Source organism: Rhizobium esperanzae, assembly GCF_014197615.1.
Classification (GTDB): domain Bacteria; phylum Pseudomonadota; class Alphaproteobacteria; order Rhizobiales; family Rhizobiaceae; genus Rhizobium; species Rhizobium esperanzae_A.
Genome location: NZ_JACIFY010000017.1, coordinates 1 through 25,406 on the forward strand (window position 1 = coordinate 1; position 25,406 = coordinate 25,406).

17 protein-coding genes and 1 pseudogene are annotated in these 25,406 nt (G+C 61.8%); 11 read left to right on the forward strand and 7 right to left on the reverse strand.

Annotated elements, in window-relative coordinates; genetic code table 11:
• Positions 1-91: 91 nt before the first annotated feature.
• Positions 92-574, reverse strand: a pseudogene (locus tag GGD57_RS21190) (response regulator); the annotation flags it as partial.
• A 135-nt stretch (positions 575-709) separates the two neighbouring features.
• Here GGD57_RS21190 and GGD57_RS21195 point away from each other — a divergent pair.
• The 10 genes from GGD57_RS21195 to GGD57_RS21240 all read left to right on the forward strand — a co-directional run bounded on the left by GGD57_RS21195 (position 710) and on the right by GGD57_RS21240 (position 16,132).
• Entirely contained in the window at positions 710-1,228 is a 519-nt protein-coding gene (locus GGD57_RS21195; protein WP_246713710.1) for a hypothetical protein, read from the forward strand.
• A gap of 88 nt (positions 1,229-1,316) precedes the next feature.
• Positions 1,317-2,618, forward strand: a complete 1,302-nt coding sequence (locus tag GGD57_RS21200) for an MFS transporter (protein ID WP_184472242.1) — start codon at positions 1,317-1,319, stop codon at positions 2,616-2,618.
• 1 nt (position 2,619) lies between these two features.
• A complete protein-coding gene (locus GGD57_RS21205; protein WP_184472243.1) occupies positions 2,620-3,873 on the forward strand; it encodes an arsenic transporter in 1,254 nt (417 codons plus the stop codon).
• 656 nt (positions 3,874-4,529) lie between these two features.
• Positions 4,530-6,992 carry a glycogen/starch/alpha-glucan phosphorylase gene (locus tag GGD57_RS21210; protein WP_184472244.1) on the forward strand — a complete coding sequence of 821 codons (2,463 nt, stop codon included), beginning with the start codon at positions 4,530-4,532 and terminating at the stop codon, positions 6,990-6,992.
• On the forward strand, positions 6,989-9,196 hold the full coding sequence (gene glgB / locus GGD57_RS21215; RefSeq protein ID WP_184472245.1) for a 1,4-alpha-glucan branching protein GlgB: 2,208 nt from the start codon (positions 6,989-6,991) through the stop codon (positions 9,194-9,196). Before GGD57_RS21210 ends, glgB begins: the two co-directional genes overlap by 4 nt.
• 19 nt (positions 9,197-9,215) lie before the next feature.
• Entirely contained in the window at positions 9,216-10,478 is a 1,263-nt protein-coding gene (gene glgC / locus GGD57_RS21220; RefSeq protein ID WP_085738378.1) for a glucose-1-phosphate adenylyltransferase, read from the forward strand.
• A gap of 3 nt (positions 10,479-10,481) precedes the next feature.
• Positions 10,482-11,924, forward strand: coding sequence for a glycogen synthase GlgA (glgA, locus tag GGD57_RS21225; protein ID WP_184472246.1), 1,443 nt, complete (start codon positions 10,482-10,484; stop codon positions 11,922-11,924).
• 6 nt (positions 11,925-11,930) lie between these two features.
• A complete protein-coding gene (locus GGD57_RS21230; protein WP_184472247.1) occupies positions 11,931-13,562 on the forward strand; it encodes an alpha-D-glucose phosphate-specific phosphoglucomutase in 1,632 nt (543 codons plus the stop codon).
• A 12-nt stretch (positions 13,563-13,574) separates the two neighbouring features.
• Entirely contained in the window at positions 13,575-15,554 is a 1,980-nt protein-coding gene (glgX, locus tag GGD57_RS21235; protein ID WP_184472248.1) for a glycogen debranching protein GlgX, read from the forward strand.
• A gap of 89 nt (positions 15,555-15,643) precedes the next feature.
• Positions 15,644-16,132, forward strand: coding sequence for a MaoC family dehydratase (locus GGD57_RS21240; protein ID WP_184472249.1), 489 nt, complete (start codon positions 15,644-15,646; stop codon positions 16,130-16,132).
• An 18-nt stretch (positions 16,133-16,150) separates the two neighbouring features.
• Here GGD57_RS21240 and GGD57_RS21245 read toward each other — a convergent pair whose 3' ends face one another.
• The 5 genes from GGD57_RS21245 to GGD57_RS21265 all read right to left on the reverse strand — a co-directional run bounded on the left by GGD57_RS21245 (position 16,151) and on the right by GGD57_RS21265 (position 21,816).
• Positions 16,151-16,549, reverse strand: coding sequence for a VOC family protein (locus GGD57_RS21245; RefSeq protein ID WP_184472250.1), 399 nt, complete (start codon positions 16,547-16,549; stop codon positions 16,151-16,153).
• Positions 16,550-16,583: 34 nt separating this feature from the next.
• Positions 16,584-17,132 (reverse strand): sarcosine oxidase subunit gamma, encoded by a 549-nt coding sequence (locus GGD57_RS21250; protein WP_184472251.1) that lies wholly within the window; start codon positions 17,130-17,132, stop codon positions 16,584-16,586.
• The gene (locus tag GGD57_RS21255; RefSeq protein WP_184472252.1) at positions 17,125-20,118 is read right to left on the reverse strand and encodes a sarcosine oxidase subunit alpha; all 2,994 of its coding nucleotides are present in this window, start codon (positions 20,116-20,118) and stop codon (positions 17,125-17,127) included. Before GGD57_RS21255 ends, GGD57_RS21250 begins: the two co-directional genes overlap by 8 nt.
• The gene (locus GGD57_RS21260; protein WP_085738385.1) at positions 20,115-20,456 is read right to left on the reverse strand and encodes a sarcosine oxidase subunit delta; all 342 of its coding nucleotides are present in this window, start codon (positions 20,454-20,456) and stop codon (positions 20,115-20,117) included. Before GGD57_RS21260 ends, GGD57_RS21255 begins: the two co-directional genes overlap by 4 nt.
• A gap of 106 nt (positions 20,457-20,562) precedes the next feature.
• Entirely contained in the window at positions 20,563-21,816 is a 1,254-nt protein-coding gene (locus tag GGD57_RS21265) for a sarcosine oxidase subunit beta family protein (RefSeq protein ID WP_085738386.1), read from the reverse strand.
• Between the two features lie 228 nt (positions 21,817-22,044).
• On the opposite strand from GGD57_RS21265, the gene GGD57_RS21270 reads away from it, so the two are divergent.
• The gene (locus tag GGD57_RS21270) at positions 22,045-23,061 is read left to right on the forward strand and encodes a FecR family protein (protein ID WP_184472253.1); all 1,017 of its coding nucleotides are present in this window, start codon (positions 22,045-22,047) and stop codon (positions 23,059-23,061) included.
• Between the two features lie 6 nt (positions 23,062-23,067).
• Here GGD57_RS21270 and GGD57_RS21275 read toward each other — a convergent pair whose 3' ends face one another.
• The gene (locus GGD57_RS21275) at positions 23,068-25,239 is read right to left on the reverse strand and encodes a CHASE2 domain-containing protein (protein WP_184472254.1); all 2,172 of its coding nucleotides are present in this window, start codon (positions 25,237-25,239) and stop codon (positions 23,068-23,070) included.
• Positions 25,240-25,406: the final 167 nt, after the last annotated feature.

The following is a 25,406-nucleotide window of genomic DNA, read 5'->3' on the forward strand; positions in this document are numbered from 1 at the left end:
CATCGCCGCCGCGCATGCATCACTCCAAAACTCGACGAGCGAGTGAATCACGGCGAAAGCCTCCAGGCCAGCTTCTTTTTCAACAGCCTGCTAGACAGGATAAGACGCGCCATTCGAGGGCCGTGAGCTTCAACGGCAAGCCGCTAAGTTCGAACGTGCCGAGCTGGGCATCGAATGCTACGGGTCCACACGTAATCTTCGAGCTGGCGTGCCCGGCCGAGCGCCGGACGAGTGCGCGAAGCCTCAGCACGAGTTCCTCCACCTTGAAGGGCTTGGTGAGAAAGTCGTCCGCCCCCGCTTTGAAGCTTTCGACCTTGTCTGGCCAACCGTCACGCGCCGTCAGGATCAGCACCGGAAACGTGCGCTCGGCGGCCCGCCATGCTTTAAGAACGGATACGCCATCGATCTTGGGCAATCCCAGATCGAGAACCGCAACATCGTAGATCTCGGTCAGGCCGGCGTGCTGGGCATCTTCGCCGTTCCGGGCGATATCGACCACAAACCTTTCTGCCCGCAGACTGGCGGCAATTCGCTTGGATAGGTCGGTATCGTCTTCGACAAGAAGCACGCGCATGTTTGGTCCATTTTTGTCTGGAGATCGCCGATTGCTAAGCCAGTAAGGCTTAACTCAACCTGAACCGCAAGGTTCAGGTCCGTGGTGGCACCACACTGATAAAACTCTCCCGTCAAACCAGAACAGGAGATTTCCATGTCAACCTTGGACCAAAACGCATCCGACAATCATCACGAGGCCGAGGTCGGCAAGCACCCGCATCCTAAGCCACCTCATAGGCATCGGACACGTCGTCTGGCGGCGTTCGGGATTACCGTATTTGCGATCCTGGCGCTCGGAGCTGCCGCCGGCGCTGGCGCAATGAAACTGACCCATCCAAGCATGGAACTCGCCCCCATGACGCCGGTCGCGATCTCGGCCATGCCGGATTGGAGCGTGGTCACCGTCAAGGGAAGGGTAGCCGAAGTCTTCGGCAATAAGTTCATCGTCCAGGACGACAGTGGACGGGCCCTGGTCGAGACCGGGCCAGCCGGCGAAGATGGCAAGCTCGTGGGGCTCAATGAAGCTATCAGCGTCCAAGGCCGTTTCGAGCGCGGCTTCCTGCACGCGACCTACATCGTCCGCCAAGACGGCAGCGTCGAGGTGCTAGGACAGGCCGGCGGCCCGCCGCGTCACGGTCCGCTGGAGGACTTTCTCCGTCACGGCAGGCCGTAACGAGTTGGCCTTTTGATGCCCGATATCAGCCGCCTGGAACTTTGTCGTTCATTGCCCGTTCCCGGCGGCTATCACCTCTAAAAGCAACATGAGCAAGAGTGACAAGCATGCAAGCCACGTCACGGACAGGCCGACCGACCGATCGTTGGTGGCGCTTGCGTTTCTGAACTTCTTCCTTGCCGATGCGCGCGATGGCCTTGGCCCGTTTCTCGACGGTTTTCTGGCGACAAATGGCTGGTCACCCATGACGCTCGGTATCATCGCCACACTCGGTGGTGTGCTCGGAATGATCGCGACGCCGCTATTCGGGGCTTGGGTCGATGGATCCCATCGCAAACGAATGCTGATCATCATACCGGTGATCCTGGTTACAGCAGCGGCCTTGTGGACGCTTGCCAGTCCCGGCAATGCATCCGTCTTCGGCGGTCAGTCGGTCACAGCGATCGTTGGCGCCGTTGTCGGTCCGGCGCTGATGGGGCTGACGCTGGGTCTTGTCGGTGAGAGGCGGTTTTCGGATCAGGTTGCGAAAAACGAGTTTTGGAACCATCTTGGCAATGTTGCCTCGCTCGCTGCCATATATGCAACCACCGTCGCATTAGGCTTAAGCGGCGTGATTGGGCTCATGGTTTTGACCGCAATCGCTGCCGTTATGGCGGCGCTCGCGATCGACCCGAAAAGGATCAACCATGGCGTGGCGCGCGGCTTGGCGCATGACGATGGATCGCCCGGCCCATCTGGATACTCCGTCCTTCTCGGCAGTAAGGGTCTCTTCCTGCTTGCCGTGACGCTGATGATTTTCCACTTCGGTAATGCGCCCATAAGCCGTCTCATCGCTCAAGATTTTTCCATACAGCTAGGCACGCCGTTCCGCACTACGGCATTGATCACGGGAGTCTCGCAACTGGCGATGATGGGCGTCGCTCTTGCTGCACCGTCTCTTATCCGCCGCTTTGGCCTGGCGAGCATTTTCGCCATCGGATTACTCGCCTTGCCGGTCCGCGGTGCGATTGCGGGTTCTTTTACCGATTTCGCCGCGATCTTCCCGATGCAAATCCTCGATGGCGTCGGCGCTGGTCTCATCGGCATCGCAACCCCGGTCGCGGTCGAGCGGATACTCGCCGGCACAGGGCGGTTCAATGTCGGTCTCGCCGCCGTTATGACCGTGCAGGGGATAGGGGCATCGTTCAGCAATATCGTCGCTGGCACGCTCACCGACATAGGCGGATACGGGCTCGCCTATTGGGTTCACGGCGGTGTCGCCGCCCTGGCTTTCGCCGCCTTTCTGATCGGTCGGGACAATATTGCCCCGTCGCAGAAAATCGATATAGATCCGCGGCCAATAACTGACTGCGATGTGTCCACAAAACTTAGAACACCAGCTTGGAAATAGGATGAATGCTGTAATGTTGACCTGGGGCATAGCCGGGCTGACCGCACTCGGGGTGATCACCAGACCTTTCGCCTGGCCGGAGGCCATATGGGCTTTCGTTGGGGCGGCCCTGCTGATCGTCTTCGGCATGATCGGTCTCGGCGATGCATGGACGGGTGTTGCAAAGGGTCTCGACGTTTACCTTTTCCTGATTGGCATGATGCTGTTGTCGGAACTCGCGCGGCAGGAAGGCCTCTTCGACTGGTTGGCCTCGATTGCCGTAACACACGCCAAGGGATCGCCCAAGCGGCTGTTTGTCCTCATCTACGTGGTGGGGATCGTTGTAACCGTGTTTCTGTCGAACGATGCCACGGCGGTCGTTCTGACACCTGCCGTCTATGCGGCTTGTCGGGCAGCGAAGGTAAAAGATCCGATGCCCTATCTTCTCATCTGCGCCTTCATCGCCAACGCGGCAAGTTTCGTGCTTCCTATCTCCAATCCCGCCAATCTGGTCATTTTTGGAGGCGGGGACATGCCGCCGCTGTCGCACTGGATTGCGACCTTTGGCCTGCCTTCGATCCTTTCTGTTATCGTCACGTTCATTGCATTGCACTGGACCCAGCGCTCGGTGATCGCGGCCGACAGCGTCGCTTTGAATTTGCCGCCCGCTATGTTGTCGCACAGTGCAAAGCTGACTGGTTTCGCACTATGCGCAACCGCCGTCCTATTGCTCGGCGCATCAGCCATGCATTTCGATCTGGGGGTTCCCACGTTTCTGGCCGGTTGTCTGGCAACTGCGGCAGTCTTGTTGGTTACCAGGAAAAGTCCGCTGCAGATCCTGTCAGGCGTATCATGGACCGTGTTGCCGCTCGTCGCCGGATTGTTTGTCGTCGTGGAGGCCTTGAACGGGACGGGACTAGTCGACGTTCTCGCGCAACAACTTTCAAACTATGCGTCGCTGGCTCCGACCTGGACCGCTGTTGGCTCCGGCTTTATGGTCGCGCTGGCCTCCAATCTCGTCAACAACCTTCCAGCTGGACTGTTCGCCGGTAGTGCGGTTCAGTTGGCGCATATTCCCGACAAGGTCGCCGGCGCAGTACTGATCGGCGTCGATCTTGGCCCCAATCTCTCGGTGACAGGCTCGCTCGCCACGATACTCTGGCTGAATGCGCTTCGCCGTGAAGGTGTGGAGATCGGAGCCTGGGCGTTTATGAAGATCGGGTTGGTGGTGATGGTGCCGGCGCTTGCCGCGTCCTTGGCAGCGCTCGCTTTGTAATCGGTGTCTCCTAGCGCCTATAGTAAATTTCCACGATTCGCCGCGTATCAATAGCGACCGCACGGTTTGGCTGTACGGGAAGCATGTTGAGGAAAATGCGAATTCTGCGGACGTGGATCCCTCAACGCGGTTGAAAGCCTTGCTGATGAATTCGATGTCGGTTTGGATTGCCTAGCCGCCTGCGAATATCCCGGATATTTAAGGCAATAGTGGCTATAGAACTGAGTAGAAAGTATCATCTCGATCGGAGAGCCGCCATCTACAATGCCGTGGCTATATGCTACGGCGCCAAAGAGCGCGGTTCCGATCAAGCCGTCTCTCCCAGGAAGATGCTCGCTTTTGTAAAAGAGCAGCGAGCTACCCGTGGAAGCCATTGAATGACGTGGTATGGTCATCCCGGGAAGGAACTCACCCGCGCCGGAACAAAACGGCGCGGCTTTTCGTTGTCACTATCCCACCCACCTGATCGGGAAAAGCGATTGAAATCAATCCCCTCGAACCCACGGAATATGAAGGTTTCGCAAATTTTTCGTTTGTCCAAATCCCTTGTTGCAAGTGCTTCCTAACGATGCATAAACTGTGGCTGAGACAAGCGACAAATCGATTAGATCAGGCTTAATAGCCTGAAACCAAATTAAAATTGGCGAGATCTGACCATGAATACCGTTTCCAAGCCAGTTATTCCCTCCCCCGCCCCGCGCAGCTCAAAGCCGGAAATTCTCGCCGAAGAAATCATCGAACGTCTGACCTACCGCATCGGCAAGGATGCCAAGGTGGCAAAGCCGCATGACTGGCTGACGGCGACGATCCTGGTGGTCCGCGACCGCATCATCGATCGGTGGATGGCCTCCACCCGCGAGGTTTATGCAACCGGCGCCAAGCGCGTCTATTATCTTTCCCTCGAATTCCTGATCGGCCGCCTGATGCGCGATGCCGTCTCCAACCTCGGCCTGATGGAAGAGGTGCGCGATGCGCTTGCCTCGCTCGGCGTCGACGTCAACGTCATCGCCGGCCTGGAGCCGGACGCCGCGCTCGGCAACGGCGGTCTCGGCCGGCTGGCCGCCTGTTTCATGGAAAGCATGGCGACGGTCGACGTTCCCGCCTATGGCTACGGCATCCGCTACGTCCACGGCCTCTTCCGCCAGCAGATGGCCGACGGCTGGCAGGTGGAACTGCCCGAGAACTGGCTCGCCCACGGCAATCCCTGGGAGTTCGAACGCCGCGAAAGCTCGTATGAAATCGGCTTCGGCGGCGCCGTCGAATTCATCACCACCCACGACGATCAGCCGCGCTACGTCTGGAAGCCGGCCGAACGCGTCATCGCCGCCGCCTTCGACACGCCGGCCGTCGGCTGGCGCGGCAAGCGCGTCAACACGCTGCGCCTCTGGTCTGCGCAGCCGATCGATCCGATCCTGCTCGATGCTTTCAATGCCGGCGACCATATCGGTGCGCTGCGCGAAAGCAACAAGGCCGAAAGCCTGACCCGGGTTCTCTATCCTGCCGATGCCACCCCTGCCGGTCAGGAACTGCGTCTGCGCCAGGAATTCTTCTTCTCGTCGGCCTCGCTGCAGGACATCCTGCGCCGCCATCTGCAGCAATATGACGATTTCACTTCGCTGCCTGATAAGGTGGCAATCCAGCTGAACGACACCCATCCCGCCGTCTCGGTCGCCGAACTCGTGCGCCTGCTCTGCGACGTGCACGGCCTGGATTTCGATCAGGCCTGGGATATCACCCGCCGCACCTTCTCCTACACCAACCATACGCTTCTGCCCGAAGCGCTGGAAAGCTGGCCGGTTCCGCTGTTCGAGCGGCTGCTGCCGCGCCACATGCAGATCGTCTACGCGATCAACGCCAAGATCCTGCTCGAAGCCCGCAAGGGCAAAAACTTCTCCGACAGCGAAATCCGCTCGATCTCGCTGATCGAGGAAAGCGGCGACCGCCGCGTACGCATGGGCAACCTCGCCTTCATCGGTTCGCACTCGATCAACGGCGTCTCGGCGCTGCACACCGAACTGATGAAGGTCACGGTCTTTGCCGACCTGCACAAGCTCTATCCCGACCGCATCAACAACAAGACCAACGGCATCACGCCGCGCCGCTGGCTGCAGCAGTGCAATCCCGGCCTCACCGGCCTGATCCGCGAAGCAATCGGCGACGAATTCCTTGACGATGCCGAGAAGCTGACGCCGCTCGACAAATTCGCCTCCGACCCGACCTTTCAGCAGAAGTTTGCGGCGGTGAAGCGCGCCAACAAGGTGGCGCTTTCCAATCTCGTCGCCAGCCGCATGGGCGTGAAGCTCGACCCGTCGGCAATGTTCGACATTCAGATCAAGCGCATCCACGAATACAAGCGCCAGCTTCTGAACATCATCGAAGCCGTCGCGCTCTATGACCAGATCCGTTCGCATCCGGAGCTCGACTGGGTGCCGCGCGTGAAACTCTTCGCCGGCAAGGCGGCACCGAGCTACTACAACGCCAAGCTGATCATCAAGCTGATCAACGACGTCGCCCGCACGATCAACAACGACCCGTCGGTGCGCGGCCTGCTGAAGGTCGTCTTCGTGCCGAACTACAATGTTTCGCTCGCCGAAGTCATGGTTCCGGCCGCCGACCTCTCCGAGCAGATCTCGACCGCCGGCATGGAAGCATCCGGCACCGGCAACATGAAGTTCGGCCTGAACGGCGCGTTGACGATCGGCACGCTCGACGGCGCCAATGTCGAGATGCGCGACAATGTCGGCGAGGACAATATCGTCATCTTCGGCCTCAGGGCCGACGAGGTCGCGAAGGTCCGCAGCGACGGCCACAATCCCCGCGCCATCATCGAGGGATCGCGCGAACTCGCCCAGGCGCTTTCGGCCATCGGTTCCGGCGTCTTCTCCCCCGATGACCGCAACCGTTACACGGCACTGATCGACGGCATCTACTCCCACGACTGGTTCATGGTCGCTGCCGATTTCGACGCCTATGCCCAGGCTCAGCGCGAAGTCGACCAGATCTGGACCAACCAGTCCGCCTGGTACACCAAGACGATCAACAACACGGCGCGGATGGGCTGGTTCTCGTCCGACCGTACGATCAGGCAATATGCAGACGAAATCTGGAGAGCCGGATGAAAACGCCGAAAAACGTCCCTGAAGTAAAGCTTTCCTGGGAAATTTCGGCAGATGAAATCGCGGCGATCCTTGCCGGATCGCATTCCAATCCCTTTGCCGTGCTGGGTGTGCACCAGGCAGGCGACGCCTTCGTCGCCCGGTGTTTCATCCCGGGCGCAGACGAAGTGACCGCCATGACGCTCGACGGCGGCGTCATCGGCGAACTGAAGCAACGTCACACCGATGGCTTCTTCGCCGGCCCGGTTTCGCTCACCAAGCTCCAGCCGGTGCGTTACCGCGCCCGGCGCGGCGATGCCGAATGGGCCGTCACCGATCCCTATAGCTTCGGTCCGGTGCTCGGGCCGATGGACGACTATTTTGCCCGGCAGGGCTCGCATCTGCGCCTGTTCGACAAGATGGGCGCCCACCTCATCAAGCACGATGGCGCCCAGGGCATCCATTTCGCCGTCTGGGCCCCGAATGCGCAACGCGTCTCGGTCGTCGGCGATTTCAACAATTGGGACGGCCGCCGCCACGTCATGCGCTTCCGCGCCGATAGCGGCATCTGGGAAATCTTTGCTCCCGATGTCCCGATCGGCGTTGCCTACAAGTTCGAGATCCGCGGCCAGGACGGCGTACTGCTGCCGCTGAAGGCCGATCCCTTCGCCCGCCGCAGCGAACTTCGGCCGAAAACCGCCTCCATCACCGCCGCCGAGCTGGAGCAGGAATGGGAAGACGAAGCCCATCTGAAGCACTGGCGCGAGGCCGACAAGCGCCGGCAGCCGATCTCGATCTACGAGGTGCATGCCGCCTCATGGCAGCGCCGGCAGGACGGCACGATGCTTTCCTGGGACGAGCTTGCCTCCAGCCTCATCCCCTATTGCGCCGATATGGGTTTCACCCATATCGAATTCCTGCCGATCACCGAGCATCCCTACGACCCTTCCTGGGGTTACCAGACGACCGGCCTTTACGCGCCGACCGCCCGCTTCGGCGAGCCGGAAGGTTTTGCCCGTTTCGTCAACGGCTGCCACAAAGTCGGCATCGGCGTCATCCTCGATTGGGTGCCGGCGCATTTCCCGACCGACGAGCATGGTCTCGGCTGGTTCGACGGCACAGCCCTCTATGAGCACGAAGACCCGCGCAAAGGCTTCCACCCGGACTGGAGCACGGCGATCTACAATTTCGGCCGCACCGAGGTCGTTTCCTATCTCGTCAACAACGCACTCTACTGGGCCGAGAAATTCCATCTCGACGGCCTGCGCGTCGATGCCGTCGCCTCGATGCTCTATCTCGATTATTCCCGCAAGCACGGCGAATGGATCCCGAACGAATATGGCGGCAACGAGAACCTCGAAGCGGTCCGCTTTCTGCAGGATCTCAATATCCGCATCTACGGCCAGCATTCCAACGTCATGACCATCGCCGAGGAATCGACGTCCTGGCCGAAGGTCTCGCAGCCCGTGCATGAAGGCGGCCTCGGCTTCGGCTTCAAGTGGAACATGGGCTTCATGCACGATACGCTGAGCTACATGAGCCGCGATCCCATATATCGCGGCCACCATCACAACGAGCTCACCTTCGGCCTGCTCTACGCCTATTCGGAAAATTTCGTGCTGCCGCTCTCGCATGACGAGGTTGTCCATGGCAAAGGCTCGCTGATCGCCAAGATGCCGGGCGATGACTGGCAGAAATTCGCCAATCTGCGCGCCTACTACGCCTATATGTGGGGTTATCCCGGCAAGAAGCTGCTGTTCATGGGCCAGGAATTCGCCCAGTGGAGCGAGTGGAGCGAGGCAAAGTCGCTCGACTGGAACCTGCTTCAATACCGCATGCACGAGGGCATGCGCCGTCTGGTGCGCGATCTCAATTTCACCTATCGCAGCAAGCCGGCGCTGCATGAGCGTGACTGTGAGGGCGAAGGTTTCGAATGGCTCGTCGCCGACGACCACCAGAACTCCGTCTTTGCCTGGCTGCGCAAGGCGCCGGGCCAGAAGCCGATCGCCGTCATCACCAATTTCACCCCCGTCTACCGCGAAAATTACATGATCCGCCTGCCCATTGCAGGCCGCTGGCGGGAAATACTGAACACCGATGCCGATATCTACGGCGGCAGCGGCAAGGGCAATGGCGGGCGCGTGCAGGCCGTCGATGCCGGCGGCAACATCACCTGCTCGATTACCCTGCCGCCCTTGGCGACAATCATGCTTGAACCTGAAAATTAATGACTGGTGGGAGGAGAAAATGGTAGAAAAGCGCGTTCAGCCACTTGCCCGCGATGCAATGGCATATGTTCTGGCGGGCGGCAGGGGGAGCCGTCTCAAGGAACTCACCGACCGGCGTGCAAAGCCCGCCGTCTATTTCGGCGGCAAGGCCCGCATCATCGATTTCGCCCTGTCGAACGCCCTGAACTCCGGCATTCGCCGCATCGGCGTTGCCACGCAATACAAGGCGCATTCGCTGATCCGCCATATGCAGCGCGGCTGGAACTTCTTCCGCCCCGAGCGCAACGAGAGCTTCGACATCCTGCCGGCCAGCCAGCGTGTCTCCGAGACGCAATGGTATGAAGGCACCGCCGACGCCGTCTATCAGAACATCGACATCATCGAGGATTACGGTGTCGAATACATGGTCATTCTCGCCGGCGACCACGTCTACAAGATGGATTATGAATGGATGCTGCAGCAGCACGTCGATTCCGGCGCCGACGTCACCATCGGCTGCCTGGAAGTGCCGCGCATGGAGGCGACCGGCTTCGGCGTCATGCATGTCAACGACAAGGACGAGATCATCGCCTTCGTCGAGAAGCCGGCCGATCCGCCGCCTATTCCCGACAAGCCGGATTTTGCCCTTGCCTCGATGGGCATCTACGTATTCCACACCAAATTCCTGCTCGACGCGCTGCGCCGCGACGCCGCCGACCCGAGCTCGAGCCGCGACTTCGGCAAGGACATCATCCCCTATATCGTCCAGCACGGTAAGGCGGTCGCCCACCGCTTCGCCAAATCCTGCGTCCGCTCCGATTTCGAGCACGAGCCCTACTGGCGCGACGTCGGCACGATCGACGCCTATTGGCAGGCCAATATCGACCTGACGGCGATCGTTCCGGAGCTCGACATCTACGACAAGTCATGGCCGATCTGGACCTATGCGGAGATCACCCCGCCGGCGAAATTCGTCCATGACGACGAGGATCGCCGCGGCTCGGCCACCTCCTCCGTCGTGTCGGGCGACTGCATCATCTCAGGCGCCAGCCTCAACAACAGCCTGCTCTTTACCGGTGTCAGGGCCAACTCCTTCTCCAAATTGGAAGGCGCGGTCATCCTGCCGAACGTGAAGATCGGGCGGCGGGCGCAGCTCAAGAATGTGGTGATCGACCATGGCGTCGTCATTCCGGAAGGTCTTGTTGTCGGCGAGGATGCCGAACTCGACGCCAAACGCTTCCGGCGGACGGAAAGCGGCATCTGCCTGATCACTCAACCGATGATCGACAAGCTGGATATCTGACTTATGAAAGTTCTTTCGGTTTCGTCCGAAGTCTTCCCTTTGATCAAGACAGGGGGCCTGGCCGATGTGTCAGGCGCCCTGCCGATTGCCCTGAAAGCCTTCGGGGTCGAGACCAAGACCCTGCTGCCCGGCTATCCCGCCGTCATGAAGGTCATTCGCGACCCCATCGTCAGGCTCGAATTCCCCGACCTGCTCGGTGAGAAGGCGACCGTGCTGGAGGTTGAGCACGAGGGCCTCGATCTGCTCGTCCTCGATGCGCCGGCCTATTACGACAGGCCGGGCGGCCCCTATCTCGATCCGCTCGGCAAGGACTATCCTGACAACTGGCGGCGTTTCGCCGCCCTGTCGCTCGCTGCCTCCGAGATTGCCGCCGGGCTGCTGCCCGGCTGGCGGCCGGATCTCGTCCACACCCACGACTGGCAGGCAGCGCTGACCTCAGTCTATATGCGTTATTATCCGACGCCGGAACTGCCGAGCGTGCTGACCATCCACAACATCGCCTTCCAGGGCCAGTTCGGCTCCGAGATCTTTCCCGGCCTGCGGCTGCCCGCTCATGCCTTCGCCACCGAAAGCATCGAATATTACGGCACTGTCGGCTTCCTCAAGGGCGGCCTGAAGACCGCCCACGCAATCACCACAGTGAGCCCCACCTATGCCGACGAGATCCTGACGCCGGAATTCGGCATGGGGCTCGACGGTGTCATCGCCAGCCGCATCGATGATCTTCACGGCATCGTCAACGGCATCGACACCGATATCTGGAATCCGGCGACCGATCCTGTCGTCCACACCCATTATGGCCCGACGACGCTGAAGAACCGTGAGGAGAACCGGCGCTCGATTTCCGAATTCTTCCGTCTCGACAATGACGACGCCCCGATCTTCTGCGTCATCAGCCGCCTCACCTGGCAGAAGGGCATGGATATCGTCGCCAACGTCGCCGACGAAATCGTCGCCATGGGCGGCAAGCTCGTCGTGCTCGGTTCCGGCGAAGCCGCACTCGAAGGCGCCCTGCTTGCCTCCGCCAGCCGCCATCCCGGCCGCATCGGCGTCTCGATCGGCTATAACGAGCCGATGTCGCATCTGATGCAGGCCGGCTGCGACGCGATCATCATCCCCTCGCGCTTCGAACCCTGTGGCCTGACCCAGCTTTACGGCCTGCGTTACGGCTGCGTGCCGATCGTCGCCCGCACCGGCGGGCTGAATGATACAGTGATCGACGCCAATCATGCCGCACTTGCGGCGAAAGTGGCAACCGGCATACAATTCTCACCCGTGACGGAAACCGGCATGCTACAGGCCATCCGCCGTGCGATGCATTTTTACGCGGACCGAAAACTCTGGACCCAATTGCAAAAGCAAGGCATGAAATCGGATGTCTCCTGGGAGAAGAGCGCCGAACGCTACGCTGCCCTCTATTCAAGCCTCGTCTCGAAAGGCATGTGAACTAAAATGAACAAGTCCGTACCCACCACGCCCTATCTGGACCAGAAACCCGGCACGTCGGGACTGCGCAAGAAGGTTCCGGTCTTCCAGCAGCCGAATTATGCGGAGAATTTCATCCAGTCGATCTTCGATTCGCTGGAAGGTTATCAGGGCAAGTGCCTCGTCATCGGCGGCGACGGACGCTACTACAATCGCGAGGTTATCCAGAAGGCAATCAAGATGGCCGCCGCCAACGGCTTCGGCAAGGTCATGGTCGGCAAGGGCGGTATCCTGTCGACGCCGGCCGCCTCGCACATCATCCGCAAATACAAGGCCTTCGGCGGCATCATCCTGTCGGCCAGCCACAATCCCGGCGGCCCCACCGAAGATTTCGGCATCAAATACAACATCAACAATGGCGGCCCGGCCCCGGAGAAGATCACCGACGCGATCTATGCGCGCTCGAAGACGATCGACAGCTACAAGATCGCCGATTTCGCCGACGTCAATCTCGACCGCATCGGCAAGGACGAGCTTCCCGGCGGCATGATCCTCTCGGTCATCGACCCGGTCGAGGACTATGCCGCCCTGATGGAGGAACTGTTCGATTTCGGCGCCATCCGCAATCTGATCAGCCTCGGCTTCCGCATCGCTTTCGACGGGATGAGCGCCGTCACCGGTCCCTATGCCAAGGAAATCTTCGAAAATCGTCTCGGCGCTCCCTTGGGCTCGGTTCGCAACTTCATGCCGCTGCCGGACTTCGGCGGCCATCATCCCGATCCGAACCCGGTTCACTGCAAGGAACTCTTCGATGAGATGATGAGTGACGACGCACCCGATTTCGGCGCCGCTTCCGACGGCGACGGCGACCGCAACCTGATTATCGGCCGCGACATCTTCGTCACCCCCTCCGACAGCCTTGCGATTCTCGCCGCCAACGCCAATCTCGCGCCCGGCTATTCCGGCGGCCTGGCCGGTATCGCCCGTTCGATGCCGACATCGGGGGCTGCCGACCGCGTTGCGGAAAAGCGCGGCATCGGCATGTACGAGACGCCGACCGGCTGGAAGTTCTTCGGCAACCTGCTCGACGCCGGCATGGCGACGATCTGCGGCGAAGAAAGCTCCGGCACCGGCTCCAGCCACGTCCGCGAAAAGGATGGTCTCTGGGCGGTACTGCTGTGGCTGAACATTCTTGCCGTGCGCGGCGAGAGCGTCGTCGATATCGTCACCCAGCACTGGCAGACCTATGGCCGCAACTATTATTCGCGCCACGATTACGAAGGCCTCGATACCGATGCGGCGAACGGCCTGGTGGACAATCTTCGCAGCCAGCTTTCCAGCCTGCCCGGCAAGAGCTTCGGCAGCCTGAAGGTCGAAAAGGCCGACGACTTCGCTTATCACGATCCGATCGACAAATCGGTGAGCGAGCATCAGGGCATCCGCATCCTCTTCGAAGGCGGCTCCCGCGTCGTCTTCCGCCTGTCCGGTACCGGCACGTCTGGCGCAACCTTGCGCGTCTATATCGAACGCTACGAGCCGGACTCGACTCGCCACAACATCGAAACGCAGGAAGCGCTCGCCGATCTGATCGCGGCCGCCGAAAGCATTGCCAGCATTCGGGAACGCACGGGACGCGATACGCCAACCGTGATCACCTGATCCGGGGGGACTATGCGGGGAAAGAGTTCGGCGCAAGGCGGCGCGATCGTCTTCGAGACCGGCGTCGAATTTGCGGTGTGGTCGCATGATGCCGCACAGATCGAACTCTGCCTCTTCGATGATGACGGCGACAGGGAATTCGCGCGCCTGCCGATGGCGCGCGATGGCGATCACACCCATCGTCTCTTCGTCGACGGACTGAAACAGGGGGCTCGCTACGGCTATCGCGCCGACGGGATCTACGCGCCTGACAACGGCCTCTGGTTCGATCCCTCCAAACTACTGATCGACCCTTACGCCAAGGAGATCGACCGGCCGTTCCGCTACGATCCCCGCCTCGGCATCTATGGCGAGGACAGCCAGGATCTGACGCCGAAGGCGATCGTCACCACCGATAGCCCAGCCGCAATCGGCAAGCCGCTCTTCAAGCCGGGCGGCTTCATTTATGAAGTGGCGGTGCGACCCTTCACCATTCTCCATCCCGATGTGCCGGAGGCTGAGCGCGGCACGGTCGCAGCTCTTGCCCATCCCTCCGTCATCGCGCATCTGAAGCGGATTGGTGTCGATGCCGTCGAACTGATGCCGATCACCGCCTGGATCGACGAACGCCATCTGCCACCGCTCGGCCTCACCAACGGCTGGGGCTACAATCCCGTCGCCTTCATGGCGCTCGATCCGCGGATCGTTCCGGGCGGCATAAGGGAATTGCGCGAGACGGTCGCAGCCCTCCATGCCGAAGGCATCGCCGTCATCCTCGACCTCGTCTTCAACCATACCGGCGAGAGCGACCGTTACGGGACGACGCTGTCGCTGCGCGGCCTCGACAACCTGCATTATTACCGCCACGCCCAGAATGGGCCGGGCGAACTGGTCAACGACACCGGCACCGGCAATACGCTCGCCTGCGATCATCCTCAGGTCCGACGTCTCGTCATCGACAGCCTGCGCCATTTCGTGCTGAACGCCGGCGTCGACGGTTTTCGCTTCGATCTCGCCGCGGTGCTCGGCCGCACCGCGACGGGCTTCGAGCTGGACGGCGGGACGCTTGCCGCGATCCTTTCCGACGATGTGCTTGCCGACCGGATCATGATCGCCGAACCTTGGGATATCGGCCCGGGCGGTTATCAACTCGGCAATTTCCCCAGCCCCTTCCTGGAATGGAACGACCGGGTTCGCGACGATCTCCGTTGCTACTGGCGCGGCGACGACTGGAAGACCGGTTCGCTCGCAACGGCACTTGCCGGCTCCTCCGACATCTTCTCCCGCAGCGGGGGCAGCGAGACGCGCAGCGTCAATTTCCTTGCCGCCCATGACGGCTTCACGCTGACCGATCTCGTCTCCTACGCCGGCAAGCACAATGACGCCAATGGCGAGCACAATCGTGACGGCCACAACGAAAACCATTCCTGGAACAACGGCGTCGAGGGGGAAACAGTCTATCCCTCGATCCGCAAGCGCCGCCGGGACGATGTGATGGCGCTGATATCGACGCTCTTTGCCACCCGCGGCAGCATCATGCTGACGGCAGGCGACGAGGGCGGCCGCAGCCAGCGCGGCAACAACAACGCCTATTGCCAGGACAACGAAATCACCTGGCTGGATTGGAAGGCATTGGACGAGGATCTCGTCGCCCATACCGCCTTCGTCGCAGGACTGCGCCGTCGCTTCACGGTCTTTTCCGAAACGGGTTTCCTGTCCGGCAACGGCGATGTCGAATGGATCTCGCTTTCGGGTGAACCGATGACCGTTGCCGAATGGGAGACGCCGGCGTTTTCCACCCTCGGCATGCTGCTTGCGACGGGTGACCGCTCGCTGCGCGGCAGGCAAACCCGGCTTGCCGTGCTCTTCAATCGCTCGGAAAGCCGCCAACTCTTCACGCTGCCTTGCGAGGGCGAGCCGAGCTGGCGCCAACTGACGCCGGAGGGGACGAAAAAAGCCGGCGCCTGCGTAACCGTCGAGCCACGCTCCGTCGCCTTTTTTGCGGAAAAATGACCGCCTCCCCTTCCTCACGCAAATCCTTGTCGCAATCGTCATAAATGCACGATAAGGCTTTGGCCGGCGGCCTATTTCACGAGGAATTCATGGTCACGGAAATTTCACTCTCCGACGTGCGGGGACTGATCGGCATGGAAACAGGCCTTTCGGACTGGATCACCGTCGACCAGACGATGATCGACGCTTTCGCAGCGGCGACCGACGACCATCAGTTCATTCATGTCGATCCCGAGCGCGCCGCGGTCGAGAGCCCCTTCGGCGGCACCATCGCCCATGGCTTCCTGACGCTGTCTCTGCTGTCGGCGATGAACTACAACTGCCTGCCGAGAGTGCGCGAGCAGACCATGGGCATCAATTACGGCTTCGATCGTGTCCGCTTCATGACGCCGGTGAAGAGCGGCGCCCGGGTGCGCGGCCGTTTCCTGCTCTCCGATGCCCGCTTCCGCGGCGGTGGCATGCTGATGACCACCTATGACGTGACGATCGAGATCGAAAACGAGAAGAAGCCGGCGCTGACGGCAAAATGGATCACCATTATCCAGTTCGACCCGAAGGATCGTCCCGAGGACGTTTGAGCAGAACGGTGCTTGGGTTCAGATAGCCGATTTGCAGACGGCCTCGAGTGCGTGCCCGTCCGGATCCATCACGAACGCCGCATAATAATGTTCGCCATAGTGGGGGCGTAAGCCCGGACCACCGTTGTCATCGCCGCCATGGGCGATTGCCGCCGCGTGAAATCGATCGACCGCCTGGCGGTTCGGCGCGGCAAAAGCCAGATGGAAACCCGGGCCGGCCGGCCGCTGGCCGTCCGGCCGATGTTTGATCGCCAGCTTGTCCCCGCCGCCGGCAAGGCCGTAGCCGACTGCCTGTCCCGTCTGCCCCGGCCTGATGTCCTCCCAGACCCTGACATAACCGAGGGCACCAAGAGCGGCATCGTAAAATGCCGCCGACCGCTCGATATCGGAAACGCCGAGGGAAGCATGGTGCAGCATTTCGAGCCTTTCCGGGTTAGCTATCCCTCAAGCCTCAATGCCCGGCGTCGTCAGCCGCCTCGTTCAGCAGCCCGAAGACGAAATCCGAAAACGACCGCCAGCACTCCACCCGGAACGTCTCTTCATCCGTGCGGAGAAGCACGATTTCCGCCTTGCCGAAGATCGTGCGCGATGCAGCCCCGACCGGGAAGGAAGAAAGCGACAGATCCTGCGGGCAGCCGGCGGAAATCGTCGTCTCCGCGCCCGGTCCCGAGACGATGATGGCGACATTGCGGTGGGAAACGTCGGTCGCCGAGTGCACGGCGCCGACACCGGAAAGAACGGCCATCAGATCCGCGCCGGCCTCGTCGATGACAAGCCATTCGTCCGGTCCGATCCAGAGCACCGATCGCGCACCGGCCCGGCTGGATGTCTTCGGGGCGGTCGGCACGGACAGACCGAGAGCGGCGGACAGCGCTGCCAGCGATTCCGCCGGCGCGCGCAGCGCTACCCTGCTTGCGACCGGTGCGATCGTCAGGCGTACCGTTGCGGAGCCGCCGAGACGGCCGGCAAGCACCGGCTTGCGAATTGCGACGTCAGCCATGGATGCGGCCCCCTTCCTTGTCAAAGAATACCAGATCCGTCACTTCGACGGCGATCGTCCGGTCCGGCATCGGCACATAAAGCGTCTCGCCCATCCGCGCCCGGCCGCCGGCGACCAGGGCGAAGGCGATCGACCTGCCGCAGTTTTCCGACCAATAGGCCGATGTGACGTGGCCGAGCATGGTCATCGGCTTCGGCTCGTTCGGGTTCGCAACGACCTGCGCGCCTTCTTCGAGCACCTGTTTCGGATCCTTGGTGGCGAGGCCGACAAGCTGCTTGCGCCCGTCCTTGACGAGATCAGGCCGCTTCAGCCCGCGGATGCCGACGAAATCCTTCTTCTTCTTCGAGACCGCCCAGGAAAGTCCGGCGTCATCGGGGGTCACGGTCCCATCGGTATCCTGTCCGACGATGATGTAACCTTTCTCGGCGCGAAGAACGTGCATCGTCTCCGTGCCGTAAACGCAGGCGCCTAGCGGCTCGGCATTGGCCCAGATCGCTTCAAGCACCGACTGGCCGTAATCGGCCGGCACGTTGATTTCGAAGCCGATTTCGCCGGTGAAGGAGACGCGGAAGAGCCGCGCCGGCACGCCGCAGACCGTGCACTCGGCAACGCTCATATGCGGGAAGGCCTCGTTCGAAAGGTCGAGCCCCTCGACGAGAGGCTCGACGATCGCGCGCGCCTTCGGCCCTTGCACCGCGATCACTGCCCACTGTTCGGTAACGGAGGTCAGCCACACCTTCATGTGCGGGAATTCGGTCTGCAGATAATCTTCCATATGATGCAGCACGCGCGGCGCACCGCCGGTCGTGGTCGTCACATGGAAACGATCGTCCGCCAGTCGCCCGACGACGCCGTCGTCGTAAACGAAGCCGTCCTCGCGGGTCATGATGCCGTAGCGAGCCTTGCCGGGCTTCAGCGTGTCCCAGGCATTGGTATAGATCAGGTTGAGGAATTCAGCCGCATCCGGCCCCACCACCTCGATCTTGCCGAGCGTCGAGGCGTCGAAGATGCCTGCCGACTCGCGTGCCGTCCGGCATTCGCGGGCAACCGCCTGATGCATGTTCTCGCCCGCGCGCGGATAGAACCAGGCGCGCTTCCAGTTGCCGACGTCTTCGAAGACCGCGCCGTGCGCTTCTTCCCAGGCGTGCAGCGGCGTCTTGCGCGTCGGATCGAACAGCTCGCCGCGCGAGTGGCCGATCAGCGTGCCGTAGGTAACGGGCGTATAGGGCGCCCGGAAGGTGGTCAGACCGACCTGCGGGATTTCCTTGCCGAGCATTTCGGCGGCAATCGCCAGGCCGTGCATATTGGAGAGCTTGCCCTGGTCCGAGGCCATGCCGTTGGTCGTGAAGCGCTTGATATGCTCGATCGAATGCATACCCTCGCGCACAGCGAGACGGATATCCTTGGCACAGACGTCGTGCTGGAAATCGATGAAGGCCTTGGCGTTGGTCTTCGGGCCTGCACCTTCGGCAGCGCCGATCATGCCGCCCGTCCACTCATAGGCCTGCTCGGCCGAAATCGCGATCTTCTCGCCGCCGCTCTTGCCGGTGGCCTGTGCCATCAGCTCGCCGGCGGCAAGCGATTCCTCGATCGTCCGCTGCAGGTCGTCGGTGCCGTTGCAGGCGCCGACCGAAAGGCAGTCCTGCGCATAGTTGCCGGGCAGGAAACGCTGGCTTTCGGCATCGAAGGCCACCTTGCCGCGCGACTGCGAGAACAGATGCACGGACGGCGTCCAGCCGGCCGAAACCAGCAGCGCGTCGACCGCAATCTTGCGCGGCGAACCGCCGCCGTTACGCGCCACCGTCATCGACGAGATGCGCAGCCGCCCCGCCGTGTTGACGACGGATTGCCCTGTGAGAACATCGATGCCGAGCGCGCGTGCCTCTTCCAGCACCGCTGCTCCCGGCGCCTGCCTGGTATCGACGATGGCAGCGATCGAAACACCTGCCCGTTTCAGATCGAACGCCGCCTCATAGGCGGAGTCATGCGCCGTGTAGACGCCGACATTGCTCCCCACGGCAACGCCGTAATGATTGAGATACATCCGTCCCGCCGAAGCCAGCATGATGCCGGGCCGGTCGTTGTTCGGAAATACCATATGCCGCTCGATCGCGCCGTTGGCGAGGATCACCCGCTTGGCCCGGACCTGCCACAGCCGCTCGCGCGGCAGATCGCTCGACGGTTTGGCGATATGATCGGTGACGCGCTCGGCGAGACCGATGAAATTGTGGTTGTAGTAACCGAAGGCGGTGGTGCGGGTGAGCACCTCGACATTGTCCATCGCCTTCAGCTGCGCCACGGTCTTCTGCGCCCAGGCATAACCGTTCTGGCCGTCGATCGTGACGCCGGCATCGTAGCGCAGGGCACCGCCGGCTTCCGCCTGCTCGTCGCAGAGGATCACCTTCGCGCCGGTCTGGGCTGCGGCCAGTGCCGCTGAAAGCCCGGCAACGCCGGCGCCGACCACCAGCACGTCGCAATGAGCGTAGCGGCTGGCATAATGATCCGGATCCTCCTCAGTCGGCGCGACACCGAGACCGGCGGCACGACGGATGAGCGGTTCGTAGATGGTTTTCCAGGCGGCGCGCGGCCACATGAAGGTCTTGTAGTAGAAGCCGGCAGCGAAGAACGGCGACATCAGATTGTTGACCGCGCCGATATCGTAGGCCAGCGACGGCCAGCGATTCTGCGAGCTGACGATCATGCCGTCGAAGACTTCCTGCACAGTAGCGCGCACGTTCGGCTGCTTGCGCGCCTTGTCGCGGGCGACGTCGATCAGTGCGTTCGGTTCCTCGGCGCCTGCCGACAGAATGCCGCGGGCCCGGTGATATTTGAACGAACGACCGACAAGGTGCACACCGTTGGCGATCAGCGCCGAAGCGACGGTGTCGCCTTCAAGCGCCGTATAGGTCTGGCCGTCGAAGCTGAAGCGCGCGGTCCTGGCCGGTGTCAGGCGCCCCTTGCCGACGATACGGTTCACGCCGCTCATTGCGCCTCTCCTTCCACGGCTTCATATGTCTCGACAGGCCCGTGCTGCTCGGCTTCCGCACCGATCCGCGGCTTCGGCTCACCCGCCTTGTAGGTCATGATGAACTTGTCGCTCACCGTATCGCGCGCCGCGTTGAAGAAGCGCCCGCAGCCGTGAATATGCCGCCAGCGCTCGAAGATCAGACCCTTCGGATTGTCGCGCAGAAAGAAATACTCTTCGAATTCCTCGTCCGAAACCGAGGCGATATCGGCGGGCCGCACGATATGCGCGTCACCGGCACCGCGGAATTCGAGCTCGGAGCGCTCTTCCTGACAATAGGGGCAATGGATCAGCAGCATGTGGAATTTCCTTCTCCTCTCCTTCTTCCCAGCGGAGAGAAGGTGCCTGCAAGGCGGATGAGGGGGTGAGCGACGAAAGGAGCGAGCGTCCGGACAGCGTTCATCATCAATGCGCCACCGCCGCCGCCGCGGCCTCGTCGATCAGCCGGCCGCTGCGGAAACGCTCCAGCGTCAGCCCGGCATTGAACTTGTGCGGCTCGTCGCGGGCAATCAGATGCGCGAAGAGATTGGCCGAACCCGGCGTTGCCTTGAAGCCGCCGGTGCCCCAGCCGCAATTGACGTAGAGCCCGGGAACCGGCGTCTTCGACTGGATCGCCGAACGGTCCGGCGTATTGTCGACGATGCCGCCCCATTGCCGCATCATCTTGACGCGCCGGAACATCGGGAAGAGTTCGCAGATGGCGTCGAGCGTGTGCGTGATGATCTGCAGCCCGCCGGTCTGGGAGTAGGAATTATACTGGTCGGTGCCGGCGCCGATGACGAGCTCTCCCTTGTCGGACTGGGAGATATAGGCATGCACCGTGTTCGACATGACGACGCATGGAAAGATCGGCTTCAGCGGCTCGGAGACCAGCGCCTGCAGCGGGCTCGATTGCAGCGGCACGCGCACGTCGGCCATCTTCATGATGGTCGTCGTATGGCCCGCCGCCGACACGGCGACCTTTTTGGCGCCGATGAAACCACGCGAGGTCTCGACCCCGGTTACCCGTCCATCCGGACCGCGGCGGATGCCGGTCACTTCGCAATTCTGGATGATGTGGACGCCACGGTCCGAGGCTGCACGCGCATAACCCCAGGCAACCGCGTCATGGCGCGCCGTGCCGCCGCGGCGCTGCAATGCTGCACCGTTGATCGGGTAGCGGGCGCTGGCCGAGATGTCGAGCGGCGGGCAATAGGCCTTCGCCTGCTCCGGCGTCAGCCATTCATTGTCGATGCCGTAGAGCCGGTTGGCGTGGATGTGCCGCTTGAAGGACTGCTGGTCGTGGATGTTGTGCGAGAGCATCATCACGCCGCGCGGCGAATACATCACATTGTAGTTGAGCTCCTGAGAAAGCCCCTCCCAGAGCTTCATCGAATGCTCGTAGATGTGCATGCTCTCTTCGTAGAGATAATTCGAACGAATGATGGTGGTGTTGCGGCCGGTATTGCCGCCGCCCAGCCAGCCTTTCTCGATCACCGCCACATTGGTGATGCCATGCTCCTTGGCGAGATAATAGGCAGCACCCAGCCCGTGGCCGCCGCCACCGATGATGACCACATCATATTCGGCGCGCGGTTCCGGCGAAGTCCACTGCTTCTCCCAGCCCCTATGGCCCCGAAGGGCCTCCCTCGCCACGGCAAAAACCGAATATTTCCGCATCCGCCTTCTTCTCCTTCGGGAAAGGGCTGTTCTCCGTGCCCATACAAATCGCAAATCCAATTGCGGCACAACGGCTCTTTTGCGACAGCCGAGCGCTTTGCTTTTGACACTAAGCGACATGACGCCGAAAAAACGGCCTTTCCGCCGGCAGGCCTTAATCCAAGAGGGCGAGCAGACAAGCAGTTACTAAAATGTTAATTCTCGCGGCATTGCCGGGGTTCGTGTATCATGTGGGGTCGGCGTTCATTACTGCAGGCGCTCGCCATTGCGTTTTGCATCGCCGGGCCGGCGTCCGCCGCCGAGCCGGTCGGCCAGGCTGTCGTTATCAAGACAGAAGTGAGCGGACAAGACGGCCCAATCGAAGTCAACACCAGCGTGCACCGCGACGAGCGCATCCGGACATCGCAATCCGGGCTCGGCCAGTTCCTGTTCCGCGACGGCACCAAACTCGCGGTCGGCTGGGGCTCCTCGGTCGTCATCGACAAATATGTCTTCGATGATTCACAGTCGGTCAAGAAACTCACCATCAGAGCGGCGAAGGGAACTTTCCGCTGGGTGAGCGGCAATTCCAACTCCTCGGCCTACCAGATCCTGACGCCCGCCGGCACGATCGGCGTGCGCGGCACCGCTTTCGATTTCTATGTCGGCCCGGATGGCACGACCGCCGTTGTCCTGTTGAACGGCGCGGCCCGCTTTTGCGGTCCGGGCGGTTGCCGTCAGTTGCAGCAGCGCTGCGATTGCGTGGTGGCCAAGCCGAACGGCAATATGTCGGCAGCACGCCCGGTCGATCCCAGCGTTCTCGATACGCTCGGAAATCCCCGCGCCCTCCCCTTCCTCTCCGGCAACCAACGACTTGCAGGCGGCATCGGCATGCTCGGCGGCTGTAATATGGCGTCAGCCGCGCCGGAGAGAAAAGACAGACAGCGGCCTCCGCCGGCATTAGCACCTGCCCCGCAAAGACAGGATCCGCCACAGAGACAGGTCGAGCCGCAAAAGGAGCGACCGAACAAGCCCGACAAGCCGCATTATGACAGGCCACACAATGACAGGCCGCATCATGACAAACCGGATAGGCCTGACAAGCACGAGGGCCATGGCCGGCATGACGATGACGGCAAGCCGGGGAATCACGGCGAGGATCAACGTGACCACGACCGCGACCATCATGGACATCGCGATCGCGATCATGATCGTGACAATGATCGCACCCACGACAGAGGCCGGAATTTCAATCGCGGTCGTTGAAACCCGTCAGTCTGCGGCGCTCTTTTCGACCCTTTCGGGCACGTCGCGGAAATGATCGGTCCGGCCGGATATGCGTTGGTAAAATTCCGCCAGGCCGTCGATGACCCCCGCCGCCCTGAGCTTTGCCGTGCCGATCAGCTTGCGGGTGTTCTTCGAATGCGTAAGCAGGGCCTGCATCAACTGCTGATGGACGACGACAAGGGCTGAAAATTCAGCGGATGCTGCAACGCGTTCGTCGCCGACGACGGCGAGGATCTGTGTTCGGCTGCTCTTGCCCTTGAGCGGGATGGCGCCAGCCTCGATCAGCGCCATTCCCTGCAGCGACCTTGCCGTGCTGTCGGATATCAGAATATCGAAGCCGACCTCCTTGCAGCATGATTCCAGCCGCGCCGCGACGTTGACGGCATCGCCGACCGCCGAATAGTTGAAGCGCGTCTTGGCACCCATATTGCCGACGCAGGCAAGACCTGTATGGATACCGATGCCGATCCCGACCTTTTGCCCGGGTCCGAAGCCGAAAGCGTCGCCTGCGTTCAGTTCGACGAGCGTCTCGCGCATGGCCAGCGCGGCGCGTACCGCCTTGGTTTCATGATCGGCCACGTCGACCGGCGCATTCCAGAACGCCATGATCGAATCGCCGATGAACTTGTCGAGCGTGCCTTCATTGGCCACCACATGGCGGCTCAGCGCATCGAGCAGCGTGTTGAGGAACGCAACGACATCCGTCGGCGCCAGCCGCTCGCTGATCTCGGTGAAGCTTCGGACATCGACGAACATCACCGTCAGTTCACGGTCGTCGCCGCCGAGGCGCAATGCATCGCGGGTATGCTCGATGCGATGGAGCAGCGACGGCGAGAGATAATGGCCGAAGGCTCGCCGCACCTCCCGCCGTTCTCGGTCGATCACCAGGATTTTGAACGAGGTCGCGGCGAAATGGATGATCGATCCGCTGATGATCGGCGCCAGCGGATCGAGAAGAAGCCCGGCGTAGAGAAACGACAGCCAGGACGCCACCAGCGCCATTGCCGTGATCAGCAGCCCGCAGACCAGCGCGACGGCCGGGCTGACGAAGGTCGTCACCACGACGAGCAGACATCCGAAGATGGCGATCATCATGATCTCCATCCCATCCGCCCAGTCGGGCCGCGACAGGAAACGACCGGAGAGGATCTGCTCCACGGTCTGCGCATGCAGCGAAACGCCGGGAACGTTCTCGCCGAGCGCCGTGACGCGAATGTCCTGCAGGCCGGATGCCGATGTGCCGATGAAGACGATGCTGCCCTCGATGGCGGCCGCGACCTCAGGAGAGGGGCCGTCGGCGGCAAGCACCTGCTGGGCGGATATATACCGCTCGGCCCGGTCGGGGGTAACATAGAGCCAGAGTTCGCCGGCCGCCGTCAACGGCACGACGTACTCCCCGATCTTCACCGATGTCATGATGCCGGCGCGACCGCGTGCTCCGGAGACCACGTAGGTCGACGCTCCCTGCGCGACGCGCAGCGCCTCGATCGCGAGGTTCGGATAGAGCTGCTCGCCATCCGTCAGGAACAAGGGGACGGTGCGCACCACCGATGAGGAACTGCCAGGATTGAGGCTGATATGGCCAAGGCCCGCCGCATTGGCCTCCAATTGCGGCCTGAGCGGCGTCGAGGCGCCGAGATAGGGCGGAGCCGAGACGGGGCTTTCGTCCTTGATGGCGAAGCTCGCTTTCACGGGTGGACGGTAATTGCCCTCGTTGGAAAGGCCAAAGCCGAGCACGACAGGCTTTTCGGCAATCGAGCGGGCGAATGTCTCGTCATTGTCGGGCAGTTTCTCGGCGAGCGAAGGATCGACGCCGGCGACTTCGCGCACGACGTTGCGCGGCGACAACCGGTCCGGCTCGGAGAAAAGAATGTCGAAGGCTATGGCCGAGGCGCCCATTTGCGAAAGCCGGTCCACCAGGAGAGCCAGCCGGTCCCGCGGCCAGGGCCATTGGCCGAATTCGCGCAACGAGGCTTCGTCGATGTCGATCACGTAGACGGGCATGGGCTCGAAGGTGCGGGGAAGCAGCCGCTGATATTCATCGAATGTCACGCCGCGGATCAGCTTGAAAAGCCCGGGATCGCCTGCCCGCAGGATCGTGAGCAGAGCCACGATCGCCAGGCCGATAACGACACCGATTTGCTGCACGCGCGTCATGATCTCACCGGTGTCCCCTGCCGGCAGACAGGCTACGCCGCTTTCGCGCCAAACACCATTCGCCCATCAGTCCAGGCCTCTCTTTTCGGCTTCTCCCGTTCCGCCTTCCGCCAGGCGCCCCCGGCAGCGGTTTCGGTGCAGCCACGCCTCCCGTTCTGGCCGGATGG